The following is a 19,890-nucleotide window of genomic DNA, read 5'->3' as shown; positions in this document are numbered from 1 at the left end:
CGTGTATTACATAATTGAATGTCGCACTTCGCATGCTAGTGCAAAACAACTTCCTGCAACCCTGGATAACGGATTTGTAATCTTCCAGTCACCTTGTCGATAAGTTCAAAACTCTACCGTGGCGCCATCGAAGATTCTTGATTAAAGGAAGCATTCCATTGCCCGGTTTAATAGAACTGACGGCGCGATCACGCCTGAAAAAAAGGTGGGTACTGGCCAGCAGCGTTTTGTGGCTGACCACAGCGGGGCTTGCGCAAGCCTCGACGCTGACCCTCGAACAAGCCCTGCAATCGGCATTCGCCGGCAACCCGGATCTGGCGGCCGCGCAATGGGAAATCGGCATCGCCGAGGGTGACCGCAAACAGGCTGGCCTGATCCCCAACCCCGAAGTGTCATGGGAGGCCGAGGACACCCGCCGCGAATCCCGCACCACCACGGTGATGCTCAGCCAGCCGATCGAACTGGGTGGCAAACGAGGCGCGCGCATTGATGTCGCCAGCCGCGCGCAGGACGCCGCCGGCATCGAGCTTGAACGCAAGCGCAACACATTGCGCGCCGATGTGATTCAAGCGTTCAACAGCGCCCAGACTGCCCAGCAGCGCTTGCAGTTGTCCCGTCAGTCGCTGCAACTGGCCGAGCACGGTTTGCGTGTGGCGCAAGGGCGGATCGAGGCTGGCAAATCATCGCCCGTTGAAGGCACGCGCGCGCAAGTGCAGCTCTCCGAAGTGCGCCTGGAACTGAGCCGCGCCGAACGCGATCAGGCCAACGCCTATCAACAATTGGCGCAGGTCATGGGCGCACCGTTGCCCACTTCGGTCAACGTGCAAGCCGCCACGCAGAGCCTCGCCGCCGTACCGCCACCCACACGTTTGCTTGATCGTCTTAACGAAACCGCCGAGCTGCGTCTGGCCAAATTACAGATCGATCAGCGCGAAGCCTCGTTGGGCCTGGAAAAGTCCCAGCGCATCCCCGACCTGACGGTGAGCATCGGCAGCCAATACAGCGAAACCGATCGCGAGCGGGTCAACGTGGTCGGGCTGTCGATGCCGATTCCGCTGTTCAACCGCAATCAGGGCAACGTGCTCGCGGCCGCGCGGCGCAGCGATCAGGCACGGGACCTGCGCAATGCCACCGAGCTGCGTTTGCGCACGGAAATCCAGACTTCACTGGCGCAATGGCAGACCGCCAACGGTGAAGTCACCGCGTTCAACCAGACCATCCTGCCCGCCGCGCAAAGTGCGGTGGACAGCGCCACGCGCGGCTTTGAAATGGGCAAGTTCGGTTTCCTCGATGTGCTCGACGCCCAGCGCACGCTGATCAGTGCGCGCAGCCAATACATCCAGGCTGTCAGCGAAGCGACGGACGCCCGGGTACGCATCGAACGGATCTTCGGCGACCTCGCCGTCAGCCCTTGAATTTCATCTTTTTGATCACTGCGCGATGGTTTGGCGCAGAGGAGTTTCCATGGATAAAAAACTGATTGTGGTTGCTGCGGCGACCTTGGCATTAGGCATCGGCATCGGCTCGATGTGGTCGGGCAATGCGTCCATCGACGCCCACGCCGATGAAGCAGCGGAACATGCCGATCACGCTGAAGAAGGCGCAGCCGCTGACGGCGACCACGCCGAAGAAGGGCATATCGAGTTGAGCGCCGAGCAGATCACCGCGGCGGGCATTCAACTGGCCCAGGCACAGGCGCAGAACATCAGCCTCGGCCTGCCGTTCCCGGGCGAAGTGCGCTTTGACGAAGACCGCACCGCCCACGTGGTGCCGCGCGTGCCGGGCGTGGTCGAGTCGGTAGCGGTCAACCTCGGGCAACCGGTGAAAAAGGGCCAGTTGCTGGCAGTGATCGCCAGTCAGCAGATCTCCGATCAGCGCAGCGAGCAAGCCGCCGCGCAACGTCGTTTGGCCTTGGCTCGCACGACCTACGAGCGCGAGAAAAAGCTGTGGCAAGACAAGATCTCCGCCGAGCAGGACTTCCTTCAGGCGCGCCAAGCGTTGGAAGAAGCCGAAATCGCCGTCAGCAACGCCCGGCAAAAAATCAGCGTACTCAGCGGCAGCGTGGTCGCTACCGGCGGCAATCGCTATGAACTGCGTGCACCGTTCGACGGTGTGGTAGTGGAAAAACACCTGACGCCGGGGGAGGTGGTCGATGAAACCACGGCGGCTTTCACGCTCTCGGACTTGTCGCGGGTTTGGGTTACGTTCGGCGTGTCACCCAAGGATTTGAGCAAGGTGCAAGTGGGCAAAGCAGTCACCGTCAGCGCCCCGGAACTGAACGCCCAAGTCACCGGCAGCGTGGCTTATGTCGGCAGCCTGCTGGGCGAGCAGACTCGCACCGCAACCGTGCGCGTCACTCTGGAAAACCCGCAGGGTTCGTGGCGTCCGGGGCTGTTCGTCACGGCGCTGGTGGCCACCGACAGCCGTCAGGCGCAAGTCGCGGTGCCGGAAACCGCGATCCAGACCATCGAGGACAAACCCACGGTGTTCGTGCGCACCGACGACGGCTTCAAGGCGCAAGCGGTGGAGTTGGGCAGTCGCGCGGCGGGGCAGGTGGAAATCACTCAAGGGCTGGAGGCGGGCGCGCAAGTCGCCAGCGCCGGCAGCTTCGTCCTCAAGTCGGAACTGGGCAAAGCCTCAGCCGAGCACAGTCATTAATTCTGGAAGGTCCCCATGTTCGAACGCCTGATCCAGTTTGCCATCGAGCAGCGCATCATCGTGCTGCTCGCCGTTCTGCTCATGGCCGGCCTCGGCATCGCCAGTTATCAAAAACTGCCGATCGACGCCGTGCCCGACATCACCAACGTCCAGGTGCAAATCAACACCGGCGCCGCCGGGTTCTCGCCGCTGGAAACCGAGCAGCGCATCACCTTCCCGATTGAAACCGCCATGGCCGGTTTGCCGGCGCTGGAGCAGACCCGCTCGCTGTCGCGCTCGGGGCTGTCGCAGGTCACGGTGATCTTCAAGGACGGCACCGACCTGTTCTTCGCCCGCCAATTGGTCAACGAGCGCTTGCAGATCGCCAAGGAGCAATTGCCCGAAGGCGCGGAAGCGGTCATGGGGCCGATTTCCACCGGTCTCGGCGAGATTTTCCTGTGGACGGTCGAGGCGCAGGAAGGTGCGTTGAAGGAGGACGGCACGGCCTACTCGCCGACCGATCTGCGGGTGATTCAGGACTGGATCATCAAGCCGCAATTGCGCAACGTCCCGGGCGTGGCGGAGATCAACACCATCGGCGGCTTCGCCAAGGAATACCAGATTGCGCCGGACCCGAAACGCCTCGCCGCGTACAAGCTGACCCTCACCGATCTGGTCACGGCGCTGGAGCGCAACAACGCCAACGTCGGTGCCGGTTACATCGAGCGCAGCGGCGAACAGTTGCTGATTCGTGCGCCGGGACAAGTGGCGAGCACCGAGGACATCGCCAACATCGTCATGGCCAATGTCGACGGCACGCCGATCCGCATCAAGAACGTCGCCACCGTGGAAATCGGTCGTGAACTGCGCAGCGGTGCGGCCACGGAAAACGGTCGCGAAGTGGTGCTCGGCACGGTGTTCATGCTGATCGGCGAAAACAGCCGCACCGTCTCGCAAGCCGTCGCCAGCAAGCTTGAGCAGATCAACAAATCCTTGCCCCAAGGTGTGATTGCGGTGCCGGTTTACGACCGCACGCACCTGGTCGACAAAGCCATCGCCACGGTGAAAAAGAACCTCATCGAAGGCGCGATTCTGGTCATAGCGATTCTGTTCCTGTTCCTCGGCAACATCCGCGCCGCGCTGATTACCGCGATGGTGATTCCGCTGTCGATGCTGTTCACCTTCACCGGCATGTTCAGCAACAAGGTCAGCGCCAACCTGATGAGCCTCGGCGCGCTGGACTTCGGCATCATCGTCGACGGCGCGGTGGTGATCGTCGAAAACACCCTGCGTCGACTGGCTCACGCCCAGCAACATCACGGGCGCTTGTTGACCCGGGCCGAGCGTTTCAGAGAAGTGTTTGCGGCGGCCAAAGAGGCGCGGCGACCGCTGATTTTCGGCCAGTTGATCATCATGGTCGTGTACTTGCCGATCTTCGCCCTGAGCGGCGTCGAAGGGAAAATGTTCCACCCGATGGCGTTCACCGTGGTCATCGCGTTGCTCGGTGCCATGCTGTTGTCGGTGACTTTTGTCCCGGCGGCGATTGCGCTGTTCGTCACTGGCAAGGTCAAGGAAGAGGAGGGCGCAGTCATGCGCGGCGCGCGTAATCTTTATGCGCCGGCGCTGGCCTGGGTCATGTCCCATCGCGCGGTTGCCGTGGGCGCTGCGTTGGGCGTGATCGTGCTCAGTGGTGTGCTCACCAGCCGCATGGGCAGCGAGTTTGTGCCGAGCCTCAGCGAAGGTGATTTCGCCCTGCAAGCCTTGCGCGTACCGGGCACCAGCCTGACGCAATCGGTGGACATGCAGCAGCGCCTGGAAACGCTGATTCTGGCCAAAATGCCGGAAGTCGAGCGCGTGTTCGCCCGCACCGGCACTGCCGAAATCGCCTCCGACCCAATGCCGCCGAACATCTCCGACAGCTACGTGATGCTCAAGCCCAAGGATCAATGGCCAGACCCGGGCAAGTCCCGCGACACCCTGATGGCCGAACTGCAAGCCGCCGCCGCGACTTTGCCGGGCAGCAACTATGAACTGTCGCAACCGATTCAACTGCGCTTCAACGAGCTGATCTCCGGCGTGCGCAGTGACGTGGCAGTGAAGGTGTTTGGCGATGACATGGATGTGCTGAACGCCACGGCGACGAAGATTGCAGCGGCCATGCAGAAGGTCAACGGCGCGTCCGAGGTCAAGGTCGAGCAGACCACCGGGTTGCCGGTGCTGACCATCAACATTGATCGCGACAAGGCGGCGCGTTACGGGCTCAACGTCGGTGATGTGCAAGACACGATTGCCGTTGCCGTGGGTGGGCGTCAGGCCGGGACGTTGTATGAGGGCGACCGACGCTTCGACATGGTCGTGCGTTTGTCAGATGACATGCGCAAGGACATCGAAGGCTTGTCGGCGCTGCTGATTCCAGTGCCTGCCGTGAACGGCTCGGCCAATCAAATTGGCTTCATCGCACTGCAAGACGTCGCCAGCCTCGATCTGGTGCTGGGGCCGAATCAGATCAGCCGCGAAAACGGCAAGCGCCTGGTGATCGTCAGCGCCAACGTGCGTGGGCGTGACATCGGTTCATTCGTTAAAGAGGCGGGCGAAGTGCTCGAACGTGATGTGCAGGTGCCGGCCGGTTACTGGACCAGTTGGGGCGGGCAGTTCGAGCAACTGCAATCGGCGGCCAAGCGCTTGCAGATTGTGGTGCCGGTGGCGTTGCTGCTGGTGTTCGGGTTGTTGTTCATGATGTTCAACAATTTGAAGGATGGCTTGCTGGTGTTTACCGGGATTCCGTTCGCGCTGACCGGGGGCGTGATGGCGCTGTGGCTGCGGGATATTCCGCTGTCGATTTCGGCGGGTGTCGGGTTTATCGCGTTGTCCGGGGTGGCGGTGCTCAACGGCTTGGTGATGATTGCGTTCATCCGCAATCTGCGGGAGGAGGGACGTTCGCTCACTGATGCGATCAATGTTGGAGCGCTGACTCGCCTGCGGCCGGTGTTGATGACGGCGTTGGTGGCGTCCCTCGGTTTCATTCCGATGGCGCTGGCGACCGGCACTGGCGCGGAAGTGCAGCGGCCATTGGCAACGGTGGTGATCGGCGGGATTCTGTCCTCAACGATCCTCACGCTGCTGATCTTGCCGGCGCTGTATCAGATTGCCCATCGCCGGGATGAGGACGCAGTCCCCACTTAATGGTGGCTACAACCCCCACCTGATGTGTGAACACAACCCTGTGGTGAGGGGATTTATCCCCGATGGGGCGCGCAGCGGCCCCGCTCTTCTCCTGAAAAGCAGGGGACTGCTGCGCAGTCCATCGGGGATAAATCCCCTCACCACAAATTACTTTTCAGGCCGGCAGCTTCTCTGGTGCGCTGACATTACGAATATGTAATCCCCTCGCCACCGTCACGATAGGTTCGGATTGTTACCTTGATCCCGTCAGCTACTTAAACGAGGAATCAAACATGAAATTGGTAAAAATCAGTGCCTTTGCAGCCGCTCTGGTGATGTCTTCTCTGGCCATGGCCGAAGGTGGCGGTGACCGCACTTTCGAAAAAATGATGACCGCCAACGACCGCTCTGTAGAGCTGTTTGTCGCCCGGGAACAGGCTCGCGACCCGGTCGTCGTCAACGATAAGAAAGATGAAAAAACCCAAGACCTGTAAGCGTGTCGCACTTGATCAAGCCCGTCATCGCGCATCGATGCCGGGCTTTTTTATGGAGGTAATAAACATGAAGTTGATCCAGTGGATGGCGTTTGTCGGGGTGATGGCGACGTCGCTGAATGTGTTGGCTGAAGGCGGCGGTGATCGCACGTTTGACAGGGCGTTGAGTGCCAACGGCAAAGCCATGGAAGAGTACGCCGCCAACCAGGGTAAAGCAGCGCCGGTGGTCAAGGAGTACGCGTACGGGATGAAGCTGGATGTGGTGAACGTGGTGAGTGTTGTGCGTTCGCCCGTGGCTTGCGCGGTAGTGCCTGCGGCGATGACTTATGAGGACTCCAAAGGCCAGCTCAACACCATTAAATACACCGTGGCGGGGGATTGCCGTAAGCGCGGTGGGTGAGGGCTACAGTTGGTATTTCAATTCGTGATGTTTAAGTGTGTAGGTAAATTGCAGAACCTTCCCACAATGTTTTCAGGTTGTCCGTCGGACGTCGGCTCTCTAGGCTGTGAACGTCGCTGCCAATTCAGCGATCTGGATTGGAACCCCGGAACCCCCGAAAGCGCAAAATCGGCTTTCATGACGTATGCTTGCGCACCTTGATGGTGTGCACTCCGTTATGGCGGCTGTGCGCAGGAGACTTCGAGTCTGTCGGGTTTTTTGGTGGCCCGGGTTCCAACCTGCGTACAGCTGCCACCCCTTCGATTGGAACCGAATGGGCCAGCTCCATCACCACACCGGAGTTACACCATGAAAAAGCCAACACCCAATCCGCCCGAAAAAACCATTCCTGCGGACGCCACTACAACGTCTCCCTACGTTTGCGAAGACACCCGCAAACTCCACGAAGCCGCCGACCGCGCCCTCGACTTCTACCTCAAACCCACGGCCGCCATCATGGCCACGCCCTACGTCCAGAACCAGATGTTCCAGGTCAATCCCACCGCCGACACCGAATCCCTGCTGGCCAACGCCAGCGAGTCCCTGGGCTCGGCCAGTGTCATGCTTGGCGACTTCGCCGCGCTGCTGCAAGGCACGCATCGCAAGACGCTGCTGGGGATCGCGCAAGTGGTGATGCTTGGTGAACTGGCGGTGAACAAGGCACTGGATAACGTCGAGCCTGCCGCATAGCCCTGTAGGAGCGAGCCTGCTCGCGATAGCGATGGTTCAGCCAATGAAGATATTGGCCATGCCGACGCCTTCGCTAGCAGGCTCGCTCCTACACTTTTTCGCGGTTCCTGCCGATCTTGAATACATTTACGAAGCTTTTTTTGAGTACGCAATAAAGTTGCCCGTGGATCGCCCCTTGTTGCCGGGAGCCTCTGCATCCATCAGAACAACATTCGACTGATCAATCACACCCAGGGCGCTTGAGTCTCCGCCGTCGAGGTTGACCGACCAGCCGGGTACCGCATTCAAACGATCGATTCTAGCCATGACCTGTGCCCATTCCGGCAAGGTAAATCCAGACGAGTCATCACCACGACGACTGTCTCCGATACCAATCACCAGTCTTGTACGAGCTGATGCGTCACCATGCTCAGAGGGGAGACTGATGGCGGAGCGATTGTTAGGTCTGTTGGCATGCCCAAGGTGTCCCGGCAGGTTGGCGTCAGGATTGAACTGGAATCTGGGCTCCTCCAGATGCCCTTCGGTAAAAACAGCCTGTCCTTCTCGGGCAAGTACCGGTCCTGTCTGAATGAACGACCCATTGCTCATTTTCAGGTCGACATAGCTATCGGCGTAATCAATAGGAACCGGCAAGGACTGTTTATATTGGCCATCAATGAAGCTTGCCCCGATGGAAGTCCATGAGGGTGCGTGCGCATCGGCACGCCGAGCCAGATTGTAAAATCCGCCGTTCAGATAAGCCGTCCATTTTGATTCCGGTGTGCTTATAGCCGCATTCAAACCGGACGCAGAAGCTGTTTTAAGAGACACAGGTTGATCGCCGCCCACAATCCGGCCTTCATAACTCGAGTCAATCGAGAGATAGAAAAGTGTTCGTTCACGTTTGAAATCTCGCGATAGCGATATACCAGCCTGTTCAAAAACCTCGGCATTCCCCATTAGGGCAACAGCGATGATGCCGGGGGCAATCGTGACAATATCTCGATCCTCACGGCGCTGCGCGAGGCTGTCAAAAGCAAACTGCCAAAGTCCTCGCGCTCTTTTTGAGTCCAGCCCGTCAGGGTCGATGTTGATGATTGGATTGCCGTCGACGAACTGAAAGTAATTCAACCCGGCAGCCGCCCCGGCCGGATCCGGATTCAACCACCGCTGCATCCACGCCACGTAATACCTGAACCCATAGTAATAAAGCCCCGTGCAATCGCGCTCTTTCCCCGAATAACGCAGCGTCTTGTAACTCGCCTCGACTTCCTCACGCCCGGCAAACCACGCAGTGGTGCCGAACGGGTGATAACGCTCATGGCTGATTACCTGGCCTGTGCCGTCGAGTTCCAGAGTGCAGGAGCCCAAATGATCGCTCAGGCTGTAACGCTGTTGATCGTTGGCGATGTCCTTGGGCGGTTCGGATTCCCAGTGCAAAACCTGCACGCTGCTGCGCCCGGCCTGAACACTGATGACCTGCAACACTTCACCCGTATTGCGCGTGCGGATTTCCAGGTTCGGCAGATAACGAACTTCAGCGACCAGCGTGCGGGCATTGCTCTGGGTCGAGCGCACTTTGCGCAGGCGCATGCCGTCAGCACCGTAAACGTAGCGCTCGCTGTCGTCAGCCGCCGTGTCACGCTCAACCGGTCGGACTTCGCGTAACTGGTTGCGCAGGTCCCAGTGCAGCGATTGTCGCGGTTGCAGGTGGAGCAAATTGCCGTTGGCATCGAAGCTGTTGCGAAAGTCCTTTTCATCAGGTTCCACGCCATCAATCACTGGCAAACAGCGGTTGCTCTGTGCGGCGGCGATCAAGCGATGGCCGTGATTTTGCGGACCTTCGTGGGTCAATTGCAGCAGGTTGCCGCCGCGGTCATAGCGGTAGGTCTGGGTGTAGTTGGCGCATGCGACGGGATCGTCGAACGCCGAAAACAGTGGTCCTTGATTGGGACCACCGGCCTCCCATCCGGCCGCTCTGATCAACTGATTCAGGCTGTCATACGCGTAACGGTTGATCGGTTCGATCCGCTGGTTGGCGAAGTAGCGAATCGGCAGGGCGGCGTCTTCGATGCTGAGCACGTTGCCCACCGGATCGTAGGCATAGCGCAAGTCTTGCAGGAGGTCGTTATTGCGTTTGGCTTGCAGCCGGGTCAGGCGGCCGTCTTCGGCGGCATATTGCAGCGTGGTGACGACGCCGTTGCCGGCGGTTTCCCGCTCAGTCTGGCCTTGGGCGTTGTACTCGATGGTATTGACCAGGGTCTTCGGCGTGGTATCCGTCTTCAGTTGCAGGCGCACCTCGCGCAGTTGGCCGTCGCAGGTCTGACTGAAAAACTGGCGGTTGCCTTTGGCGTCGGTGTGCTCGATGGCTTCGCCTGGCGGATTGAAAATCGAACGGCTGGTGGCTCCGGTGCCGGTTTCAAGCAACGTGTCGCGCTCGGTCTCAAGTGCGGGCCAGTCGGGGCAGTCCAGTGCGCTTAAAAAATGCCGGGTCTGCTCTAAAACCCCTCCCGTCAAACCGAACCGGGCAAACAACTGGGTGCCTGCCGGGTCATCGTGCCGAATCAGTTGTCCGCACTGGTTGTGCGCGGCGAATGCCGGATCGCTGCCGCCGTAGGCATAACGCTCCGTGCACAATGGCGCGCCGTCCACTGCCTGCTCGAATAGCGTCAGCGGTCTCATCAACTTGTCGTATTCAATCCGCCGCTGACTGCCCCGATCATCCCAGCCAAACACCGTCTGACTCGCTTCGCCCAAGAGGGCGGCGCGCCACCCGGCATCGACGCTGAGCGTGCTCAGAACCTGGCCGGACAGTGAATAGATCGTGGCGAGGTTGGCGGGCGCCGAAGCGTCGGTCATCAGTCGTGGATCGCGCTGTGCCACCAGACGTGCAGCGGCGTCATGCTGCTGAACGGTGATCCGGGCCTCGGTATCGACCGCCTGGCGCCAGTACGCGACCTGTCGGACCGGCAAGCCACGGCCGTCGATGACTGTCAGGTGAGGAGTCTGTGAGTCGATACTCACGTGTTTTTCCACCAGTTGGTTCGCCGTTGTTCGGGAGGCGGATCAAACAGGTCGTTTTCATCAAAGGTCACGGTGTACCAGATGCAGTATTGCTGCTCCCGGCGTAACGGTTGCAGTTGCGGCGGATTGCCTTGCAACATTTTTTTCGCCAGCACCGTTTCGGTCGGTCGGCCTGCCGCGTCGTAGAACTGTTGATCGAAATAGGTGTGCTGACGCATTGACCGAGCAGTGATGTAACGCAACGGTTCGAGAAAGTAGGGGCGATAAGTCCGCACGATCTGGCCCTTGTTGTTGTACTCCACGGGTTGGCTGACGCGACAGCGTCTCGGCACTTCAAACTCCTCGGGCGTGCCGTCGGGCTTGAGAATCAGTTCGTCGTTTGCATCGACCCGCCATGACAGGCCCGGTTCGACTTCCTGTCTGGTTTGCAGCACTCGGCCGAAGCCGTCCCAGCAGATGATGCTTAACCGCACTTGCATCGCTTCATCACCGGGGTAGCGGTCGGCCAACAAGGCGACGGCGTACACCGGCTCACGCTGTGCCGCGTCGATCTGCTGCTTGAGGATGGTCTCGTCCGGGTCGGGATTCTCCAGACCGGCCACGTGCTGCCGCGCCCTGTCGCAAAGGTGCCCGCTGGGCAGAATAAAACCTTCACGCCTGGCCCACGCAAACCATGTCGGGGAGGGTGGCGTGGTGCGTGAGATACGCCCCATCCAACTGAATGGATCGGAAAAACCGGCGCTGGCGAAGTTGCCGATGGCTGTTTTCGGGTCGGCGATGGCGATGGCAGGGTCACGGTCTGCTGGGGGGACGTAGGTTTCCAGACGATGGAAGCCCACCGGTTCTCCCAGTTCCGTACCGCAGAAACTGGTGATCAGCGGTTCGCCGAAGGCGTTGTAACGGGCTTCCTGAATGTTGCGGTTGGCATCCTCGATGGTTGCCGGCAGGAAAGTCCGGTAATCAACGTCAAGGCTGCGTGTGGTACACAGGTCCGGCAAGGTGACTGCGATGGTCAAACATCCGTAGTCGTCGTAGGTAATCTGCGTTTCGCCATGGCTGCGGGTTTCCCGGTACTTCTGGATGTTAAAAAAACCGTCCAGCTTGTGGTAAGTGGGAAAGCCACGGTGCACTGACCACAAATAGTTTTTCGCGTCTGTGGGGTCTGCAACCGTTTGCCGGGCCAACTCGGGCAGAAACAGATCCATGATGTGGTAGCCCACCTCAGGCGATTCGAGTTTTTCTTTGAGGTTGAAGGGCATGTTGCCTTGCTCGTCCTTGAGTTTGTCGTAGGCGCTCAGGGCAATCGCGTCCAGTTCGGCCATTTCGACATGGGCAGGCAAGCCTTCGAAGGTCGCTGCGCCGGGCGCAAGGGTCTGACCGTTCTCGGGGTTGATGTAGTGCTGCATGCTCAAACCGCTCAGCACCGCTTGTCTGGCCCACTCGCCGTCGTCCTTGCTCATTGCAAGAAAATGCTCATGGTGGATCGTGGCGGGAGTCAGAGCCTTTTTGTCCAGAACCAGAACATTGCTGCGATTTCGCCAAGGCAGGCCCAGGCGCCACGCCTGTGGAGCCGGCATGTGAATGGGCTGCGACCGGGTTTGCGTCAGATACCAGTGTTGCTGCGCATCGTCATGGGCGTCCTTCCACCAGGTCTGCTGATACTCGTCACTGAAGGGCGGCGTATCGTCGACGGTTTTACGGCGTGCGTAGTGCACGTCGAAACCATGGAGGCAGACGCCATATTCGTCCCATTCCAGGTTGATGTGATGCTGGCACAACGGGTCGTCCGGGATGTTCGGCTCATACTGGTAACGGATGGACTCCAGGTCCATGGGCTGCACCACGGCGTAGGGCTGATGCTCGCCTTTGGGCCGCAGCACCCGCACCAGATAGCTATTTTCCTGAACCGCGTAGGGCACGGCAGTGGCCGGCTCATCGTCTGCCGCGTAGGTTTCCGAGCGCAGCACTTTGCCGCTCAGGGCGCGGGCGATTTCATGGACGATGTCTTCATCGGCCGCGGTGAAAGGTTGCGTTGCCCTGTCGTTGAAATGGTAGTTGTGCAAAAGCGTGGGTTTGAGGGCAACCGCCAACGGATCGAGTGCGTAATAACCGTCCCGTGAGGGGTCGATGGCATCACCCGTGTGGAACCAGGTCTTGTTCAGGATCGGGGCGGTGAACCCGACAGTCGCGCGTTCAGTCGCCGAGGCTTCGGTATCGCTTTGCAGCAGCAGACGAAAGCCCCTGAACTCGCGTTCACGGCGGTCGTAATAACCGCCACGGTAGCTGAAACACTGTGTCAGGCGGTTACCGGTGATCTCATCGAGCTGCGTTTGCCGGCTGACCAGGTGCATCGCAAACGGCAGGTTGGATACAGGGTTCTCGACCCCGGCGGTGTGCTGTTGTTGTTTTTCGTCCAGCCATTCCTGTGCCGAGCTTCGATAGGTCACGCCGGTGCTGGCGCCCATGTTGTTGCAGGTGCCGTTGACCAGATAGGGTTTGGCTTTGACGAAATCGTAGCGCCAGTGTTGCGGCGCCATGTGCGGCACGGTCAGGATGAGGCTCGAGCAACCCAACCCTTGCAGGTCGGCGGTACTCACCTGGCAGAGCCGGTCGTAGCGTACGCCATCGGGCCAGCGCAGTTCGCGCCTGGTTTGCTCGTAGCCGTTACCGGCATGGTTCATGAATACCCGCAGGCCGTCGGGTTCCAGATAGATCAGATCGGCGGCCCCCGAGCCGTCCAGGTCGGCCAGCAACACTTGGGCGGCGTTGAACTCGCTGTACGCAAACGGCAAGGCACACAGCACAAAGCCTTTGCCGAACCGCCCACGTCCCAGATTCGGCCAGCATTTGACTTCGTTGTGACGGATGCGCACCAGATGTTGCTGCCCGCTGCCGAGCACATCAGCAAACGCCACCAGTTCGGTGGGCGTATCCCTCAGCGGCGGCAGGTCATCGTCATCACCCTCAGGGGTTTTATCCAGATGGGGCACGTCGATGCCGTCGGCGAACCCTTGCTCGCGCCGGTTGGCGTACAGGCGCACGCTGCGGGTGCCGATCAGCGCCAGGTCGCTGAGACCGTCACCGACCAGATTGGTCAGGCGCGACATCGGCTGGAAAAATTCGCTGGGGAAGGCATCGAAAGGTACGAAAGTCGACCAGTTGCGGTCCGGATCAAGGGTGAAAAAACCGCACATTCCGGGCATGGCGAGTACCCAGTCGAGCTTGCCATCTCCGGTCAGGTCAGTCAGCGACTGGTGAATCGGCTTGCGGCTGTCGGCCACCGGAATATGGTCCAGGCGTTTCCAGTCGCTGTAGCACACCTCGTCGCCACCTGTTTCGCCGCGCAACGGCTCGCGGTAATACCAGGCCTGGTCGTAACGACACAGGATTCCGGGCATGCCTTCGCCGTACAAGTCGACCAATTGATAACGCTGGCCGTCGTTGAGGCCGGGCATGTCGGGGAATCGAGTCCAGCCCTGAGGCTGCGGATCGGGTGCGAAAGCGTTATAGCTGAACTCCATCGGCGGCCGACTTTCGGTCTGACCCAGCCCGTCACAGGCCTGGATGTGCGCTGCGGTCAGTTGGCTGTAACCCAACGGACTGGTCCGGTGCTCCAGCAGCAGGCGCTGCACCAGGACGGGTATTTGACCCAGCTCCTCAGGGAAATGATGGAACATCAACACCTGCCGGCACAGGCGACGGGTGCCCAGTTCGAAACCATAGCTGTAGTTCCAGAATGGATCGTCGCGCGCGGGCCATGGTTGTTGTTCAGCGAAGGTTGGCATCTTTTCAAGTTCGATCCAGCGCTCGCCGTAATCGAACACCAGATGAAAGTGCCATTGTTCCTGTTTCCAGCTGTCGGTGGCCCACGCGTACAGGTGCGGATGGGCCTTGGCGTTGCCGTAGCACACGCGGGTCAGATAGCGCTGGGCACGGTAGTCACGCCACTGTGGTGCGGCAGGCGGATCTGTTTCGGCCTTGTACTCGTAAACAATGTGCTCACCCCGGGTGTTGAGGCTTTCGTCGATCATCCACACGCCGACATGCTGCGGGTTGTTCGGGTCGCTGCGGCGCGAGCTATCGGTGGTGCCATAGGCATGCAGACTGCCATCGGCACCGTGGATGAGCCAGAAACCCACGGTGTCGGCCACGGTGGACCAATGTTCGATCAGGGCGAACTCTCCCTCGACCCGCGGCCAGTGGCGCGCCACCTTGTATTCGCTTGTCAGGGGTTCGTTGTTGTAGGTTTTCTCGGTACGAGAGATCAGCTCACCGTTGCTTTCGTTGCGCTCGGGCATCCACACATCGCCGCCAGGCCCCACCACTTGGTCGGTGCCGTCGTACGTCGGCGCGCCCTGAGTCGTGCGCAGGGTGATGGCATTGACTGTCATCCGCCAGCCGATGCCGAACGGGCTGTTGCCCACGTCGCTGCTGTAGCCCAAACCCAGCGCAGGGGCAAAACCGCGTCCGGGAGAAATCGGCAGGGGTAACTCAAGCGACGCCGCCCCGGTGGTGCCAACGCCCCCCCAACCCTTGCCGATGCTTTGAATGGCACCGCCCATTTTTGGCAGGGAAGGGGTGTTGATTTGCATCGTCGACTGTTGCTGTGGCTGTTGTTCGTTCATAGCGAACCACCCTCGCGTCTGGCCGTGTAGCTCACGTGCACGATGATGTCGGTGAGGGATTTGATCTGGGCCTCCCGATCCGCGAGGTTGGTGAAGGTCAGGGTCCAGCGGGAAATGCCCCCGGTGTATTCGAACGGCAGGTAGCGTTCGTCCTGGAAGTTGAGCTGGAACATGCCGTTGTCATCGGTGCCGTGGGAGAGGGCGATCTGTTGGCTGACTCGCAGGTTTTCCTTGGTGGTGCCGGGGGTGGCGGCCATTTCAACTTTGCTATAGGTCTGACTCAGCACCGCGCAGATATCTTTATAGGGGCCAATGCTGACCGGGAGGGTCACGCTGAGGGTCTTGATCCGTCGCAGGTAGTGGTTTTGATTTTTGAAGTCATCGTCGAACATTGGTTGCGTCAGTTCGAATTCACAGGTGCCGTTAGTCTCCAGGTCGTTCTTGATAGCGTCCCAGGTCTTGTTGACGGTTGAGGCCGGATCCTTGTCCTTCAGCTCTTTTAGCGAGACGGTTTTACGGATTTCCAGGTCGCGCTTACTGTTTTTCAGGTAATCGGCATGCATCCGTTGCAGGCTCATTTTCAGCTCTTCGCCGGCACCGAGGCCGCGGTAGGTGGCGTTCCAGGCACCGGGACGGATGAAGGTCTGGCTGAAGTCGCCCATTTCGTATTGCCAGCAGGCCTCGGCTGCCTGACACAGGGATTGAGCGGTGGTGTAAGCGGTGCTGTAGAAACTGGCGAACTTGCTGTTGAGCCAGTCATAGGTCTGGGATCGGCTGAAGCGGTTGCTGCTCAGCAGAAAATCATGGGTCGCCCTGACGTGATCCAACGCGGTTTGCGCCTGGCGCAGTTGCAGTTGAGTGGCTTTGTGTTGTTCGTCACAGACGGCGAGTTGCGCCTTGATTTGTTCGGCTTCGAGTTTTGCCTGGTCATGGGCCTGGGTCCATTCCTGGGCGCGGCGGCGATAACTCTCGATGCGATCCATGAGTTGACCAGCGCTGTTTAGCCATGCTGACTCTGCATGAAGTGTGGCCATCACGCTGTAAGCCGGCGCTTCAAGGCGATGTCCACCTATTGAAAAGCCGATGATATTAGGTGGGGCCTTTGAGCTTTCGCCGAAGGCTTGAGCGACGCAAGCCCCGACTTGGGCCGCGCCGCCCAGAAAGTGAGTGGCCCCCGCGGCGATCTCGAGTTCGCTGACGCCATCGTTCACCAGTTTTTCGTAATAACTGACCCTTCCCGCGATCAATGCCTGACTGGCTTGCAGCGCGTTCTTGTTAGCCTCATCGATCTTCCCGGCCTGCAGTTGTATATCCACAGCCACTTTCGCCATATTCCAGGCCTGTTGCTGTTGCAGCTCAAGGTATTGCGCCGACTCCTTGCGCTCGATCAGTGACAACAAGGTCGAGCCAAACTGAATCACGCTGTCCACCGCGTTCTGGGCCAGGGCAAACATGAACGTAAAGCGGTAATGCGGAATTTGCGGACTCAACAAGCGGCTAAGCGCGGCGCCAGACAAGCCCTGGCCCCAAGCGGCGAGCAGGGCGCGCGGATCCAGCGGCGTGGCGAACAACGGCAGGTTCAAGGCATTACCGGCCATGTCGAGGTGATGCCGCAGGTTGTGCAACCGACTCTCGGCCCGTTCCCAGCGCTGGATCAGCTCAGGGTTGAAGGGGCGGCGCAAGTAAGGATTATCGACGCCGGGCAACGACGGGTCGTCGCGGTATGGCCGCAGGCACAGCAACGGGGCGGCCTCCGAGTCCGGGGCTTTGCCGATGCGCAACGGTGGCTGTTGTTGATACTGGCGTTGCGCGGCGATCAGTTGCCGTTCAAATTCACGCAGCTCCTCATTCTTCGCAAAACTCAGTTCATCCAGCTTGATCGGTGCCCAATCGTCAGCCTGCCGAACGTCCGGACGCGGCCCGAGCAAATCCAGAATGCGTACGTAGCGTAACTTGGCTTCGGCCAACCCGTCCGGGGTCAGTTCCCGATAGGCCTGGTCAGCCTGATTGCTTTCTATATCGATATACAGCCCATACAAGGCCTTGCGAAAGTGCACTGGAAAACTGAGGGCGATCTGATGCGGGTCATCCGGGTACAAAATAGCCTGGCTGGGGTCCGCCGGGGCGGGCCAAACCGGCTCTTCCAGCGGCACTGTCTGCCAGTAGCCGGGGTGTCCCGAGTCGCTGCTTTGGCGTGCAGGATCGAAGACAAACGACAGCCAGTGTTTGGCTTCTTCGTACTGCTGTTCTTCGTTCAAACGGTAAGCCACCAGCCACGGCAGGTAGAGGAACAGTTCGAGGAAATACAGGTAGTAGGCGCCAGAGAAGTCCATCGATTGCGCGCCGAGACCGTTGGGGATCGGCGGTTCCTTCATCTGCTGGGTGTCCCAGCTCAGCAGTGACTCCATGCCGGATTCAGCACGATTGATCAATTGTCTGGCGAAAACGGTATTCATGCGGATCGGCGCCCGCGCTATCGTTTCATCGTCATTTTTCGCGATGCTTGATCCCGTGAAGTCAATGAATTGCGCCTTGCCCAGGGACGGACTGTCCCCCACGGCTGAATCTGTCACATTGTCGATGCTGGGAGCCGTTTGCGGAGAAGCCGGGAGCACCTCGCTCCAGCCGACGCTCAGGGCCTTCAAGGCGCCGCCCTTGATATTCCAGCCGGTAAAGGCGTTCCCCTCGTAAACCAAGACGCCATAAATCAGCGGGATTTTGAGGTCTTTTGCCTCGGGCCAGGTTACGGGCCAACCCTCGGGATGGTTAGTCGTCTGGTCGATCGAGAACGTATAACTTAGCCTGGTGTCTTTGCTCAGACGACTGACGAAATTCGACGCGTTAAGCTTACGCATTTGAACAAATGTTTCGGGTTGTGCATTGGAAATGACATCGTAAGGATGAGCGATGAAAAACTGGTAAGTGTATGGCCCGGACTGTGTGCTCTTCACGGTTTTATTGAGGAGTAACTTATGCCATCCTCCAGAATAAGTTCTACATTCTGTAATAAAGCTCATTCCTGACGGATCCAATATCATTTCCAACATCGCTTTATAGAGACGCTTGCCTCTGAGCGACGCTGCTTGCCCCGGCTTTGTAGCGGGCAACGAGAATGTGTCGCCTCCTGAACCGTCTATGATCAGATTTTTCATGCCCAAGTTATTGGTGAACATATGTGTAGCATTCTGTCGGTCCAGCCAGTCCGTCGTGGCCGTAATGGTCGATCCCTCGAGTAATGTATATCGCTGGCTGTAGAAGCTGGATTCATTGACAACTAAAACCAACTTGAAAAGTTCTTCTGTTGGATCATTTCTACCAAAGATAGAAACCTCAATAGTACGATCCTCGTTAAAATCCTCATCCAGTCTTACGGTCAGCTCAATGTTGGCTTTGCTTTGATCGTAAATCAGGTCGATGTCTTTCTGGCTCTGTCTGATTCGCCGCTGCCAACCTCCGAAGTTCCAGGTGAGGGGATCTTTATCCGGGGTGAAGTGCGTGACACCGCCGAATTCAGGCATACCGCTGGGAAGCCAGTACTGAAGGCGGCCGGCATTGCGGTTGGAACTGGCGAATATGTAGCCGATCAACAGCACATGCCCACGGTCGTCAGCTTCGGGCACAACCTTCCTCGTGTCGCCGGGGGGCGTCCCGATGACAAAACCTTCCACAGGGAACAGCGAACTGGCCTTGGCGTTTTTGTCGATTCGCAGGGTTCTCAGGAACTTGTATCCATCCTTCTCGCCAGATGCACCATCGCCTTGAGTGTAATGGCAGTACAGGGCGATAAACATCGACTCCGGTGACGTCGAGTGGTCATACACCACGATAGTGTGCGTTTCCCGCATGACTTCTTCCGGCGTTATATCGGTACCCAGCGTTTTACAATAACTGTCAATGTAGACCCGAGGCGTGCTCCAACTGTCATCGTATTTCTTGTAGCTGGCATATAAACGGAACCGTGGATGTACCTTGAGGTTTGCGTCATCTGCGCTCTCGTTTTCGATGGCATTCTTGTTCTGGATTTCCACCTCGGCCCAGATCACAAACAAGCGATTATTGAACCAGCACGGCCGTATCGTGTGCTCGAGGGCCGCCTCCGAGATCGGCACATTGGCTTTTTGCCAATCCGTCCAGGCGTTGGGCATAGGCTTGTCGTATTTGGGGGGAGTGTCGCCAAGCGTCTCTGCCTGCTCCCGCAACGGACGCTGGCGCATGTCCAGTGAGCGCCAGTAATAGGCGTTTTCGGCCGGGGATTTGCCAATGAAGTAGTAAGTGCTGTTGGCGAAATCTTCGCCGTCGATGTAGCCATTGCAGACCTTGACGTTGGCCACTTCTTCGAAACGCCCCAGGTAAGCCAATACTGCCGACTGCACTGTGTCGGGCTGAATCTGTGCTTGATTGAGGTCGTTCTCCAACTGCTTGAAACTGTCGGTCTTGGTCAGCCGCAGGGTCGGGTCCAGATAGATGTCTGGAAAGTAATGCAGTTGCTGGGTAGCGGCCCAGACCGGATAGCGGTTCAGACTGTCGCGCCAGCGCTTGATCTGGCTGGGGTTGAGGCTGTCATTGCTGTAGCCGGGTTCCATGTTCAGCATCATGGAGTTGATCAGTTGTTGCAGACTGGCAATGGCGCAGGCCACCCGACTGGTCGGTACATTCTGGCTAACCAGGACATCCAGCAACCAGAACTGAAAAAGGTCGTTGGCGGTCTTGATCAGCTCCACCAGCCCCTGCTCGATCAGGTACTGATCGTTAGGCACAGCTTCGTGCAAGTACAGGGCGAGCATCGCGTCACGCATTGCTTCATTCAGTGGGGCATCGAAAGCAGTCGTCATGATCGTTC

9 protein-coding genes are annotated in these 19,890 nt (G+C 59.0%); 6 read left to right on the top strand and 3 right to left on the bottom strand.

Features of this window, described 5'->3' with window-relative positions:
- Positions 1 to 158 precede the first annotated feature (158 nt).
- The 6 genes from ACA043_RS18360 to ACA043_RS18335 all read left to right on the top strand — a co-directional run bounded on the left by ACA043_RS18360 (position 159) and on the right by ACA043_RS18335 (position 7,422).
- The gene (locus ACA043_RS18360) at positions 159 to 1,415 is read left to right on the top strand and encodes a TolC family protein (RefSeq protein WP_497657623.1); all 1,257 of its coding nucleotides are present in this window, start codon (positions 159 to 161) and stop codon (positions 1,413 to 1,415) included.
- Positions 1,416 to 1,464: 49 nt separating this feature from the next.
- On the top strand, positions 1,465 to 2,658 hold the full coding sequence (locus tag ACA043_RS18355) for an efflux RND transporter periplasmic adaptor subunit (RefSeq protein ID WP_497657622.1): 1,194 nt from the start codon (positions 1,465 to 1,467) through the stop codon (positions 2,656 to 2,658).
- Between the two features lie 15 nt (positions 2,659 to 2,673).
- Entirely contained in the window at positions 2,674 to 5,820 is a 3,147-nt protein-coding gene (locus ACA043_RS18350; RefSeq protein ID WP_497657621.1) for a CusA/CzcA family heavy metal efflux RND transporter, read from the top strand.
- A 272-nt stretch (positions 5,821 to 6,092) separates the two neighbouring features.
- Positions 6,093 to 6,293 carry a co-regulatory protein PtrA N-terminal domain-containing protein gene (locus ACA043_RS18345; RefSeq protein WP_187678490.1) on the top strand — a complete coding sequence of 67 codons (201 nt, stop codon included), beginning with the start codon at positions 6,093 to 6,095 and terminating at the stop codon, positions 6,291 to 6,293.
- Between the two features lie 67 nt (positions 6,294 to 6,360).
- Positions 6,361 to 6,693: a DUF2790 domain-containing protein gene (locus ACA043_RS18340; RefSeq protein ID WP_497657620.1), complete on the top strand. Its 333-nt coding sequence runs from the start codon at positions 6,361 to 6,363 to the stop codon at positions 6,691 to 6,693.
- 348 nt (positions 6,694 to 7,041) lie between these two features.
- Positions 7,042 to 7,422: a DUF6124 family protein gene (locus tag ACA043_RS18335; RefSeq protein WP_497657619.1), complete on the top strand. Its 381-nt coding sequence runs from the start codon at positions 7,042 to 7,044 to the stop codon at positions 7,420 to 7,422.
- A 126-nt stretch (positions 7,423 to 7,548) separates the two neighbouring features.
- Here the strand turns inward: ACA043_RS18335 and ACA043_RS18330 are convergent, their stop codons facing one another.
- From ACA043_RS18330 to ACA043_RS18320, 3 genes are read right to left on the bottom strand one after another with little or no spacing between them, the layout of a single operon-like run.
- Positions 7,549 to 10,425, bottom strand: a complete 2,877-nt coding sequence (locus ACA043_RS18330; RefSeq protein WP_497657618.1) for an RHS repeat-associated core domain-containing protein — start codon at positions 10,423 to 10,425, stop codon at positions 7,549 to 7,551.
- Entirely contained in the window at positions 10,422 to 15,050 is a 4,629-nt protein-coding gene (locus tag ACA043_RS18325) for a SpvB/TcaC N-terminal domain-containing protein (protein ID WP_497657617.1), read from the bottom strand. Before ACA043_RS18325 ends, ACA043_RS18330 begins: the two co-directional genes overlap by 4 nt.
- A complete protein-coding gene (locus ACA043_RS18320) occupies positions 15,047 to 19,882 on the bottom strand; it encodes a Tc toxin subunit A-related protein (protein ID WP_497657616.1) in 4,836 nt (1,611 codons plus the stop codon). Before ACA043_RS18320 ends, ACA043_RS18325 begins: the two co-directional genes overlap by 4 nt.
- Positions 19,883 to 19,890 lie beyond the last annotated feature (8 nt).

It is taken from the genome of Pseudomonas sp. LBUM1648 (assembly GCF_059716145.1).
The sequence above is the reverse complement of the archived record's forward strand: the minus strand, read 5'-3'. Positions and strand labels throughout refer to the sequence as shown.

What these genes read in the sequence shown, in the direction of transcription:
- ACA043_RS18325 (WP_497657617.1), bottom strand. Translation starts at nt 15,050, where the DNA reads ATGAACGAACAACAGCCACAGCAACAGTCGACGATGCAAATCAACACC.
- ACA043_RS18355 (WP_497657622.1), top strand. Translation starts at nt 1,465, where the DNA reads ATGGATAAAAAACTGATTGTGGTTGCTGCGGCGACCTTGGCATTAGGC.
- ACA043_RS18320 (WP_497657616.1), bottom strand. Translation starts at nt 19,882, where the DNA reads ATGACGACTGCTTTCGATGCCCCACTGAATGAAGCAATGCGTGACGCG.
- ACA043_RS18340 (WP_497657620.1), top strand. Translation starts at nt 6,361, where the DNA reads ATGAAGTTGATCCAGTGGATGGCGTTTGTCGGGGTGATGGCGACGTCG.
- ACA043_RS18350 (WP_497657621.1), top strand. Translation starts at nt 2,674, where the DNA reads ATGTTCGAACGCCTGATCCAGTTTGCCATCGAGCAGCGCATCATCGTG.
- ACA043_RS18345 (WP_187678490.1), top strand. Translation starts at nt 6,093, where the DNA reads ATGAAATTGGTAAAAATCAGTGCCTTTGCAGCCGCTCTGGTGATGTCT.
- ACA043_RS18335 (WP_497657619.1), top strand. Translation starts at nt 7,042, where the DNA reads ATGAAAAAGCCAACACCCAATCCGCCCGAAAAAACCATTCCTGCGGAC.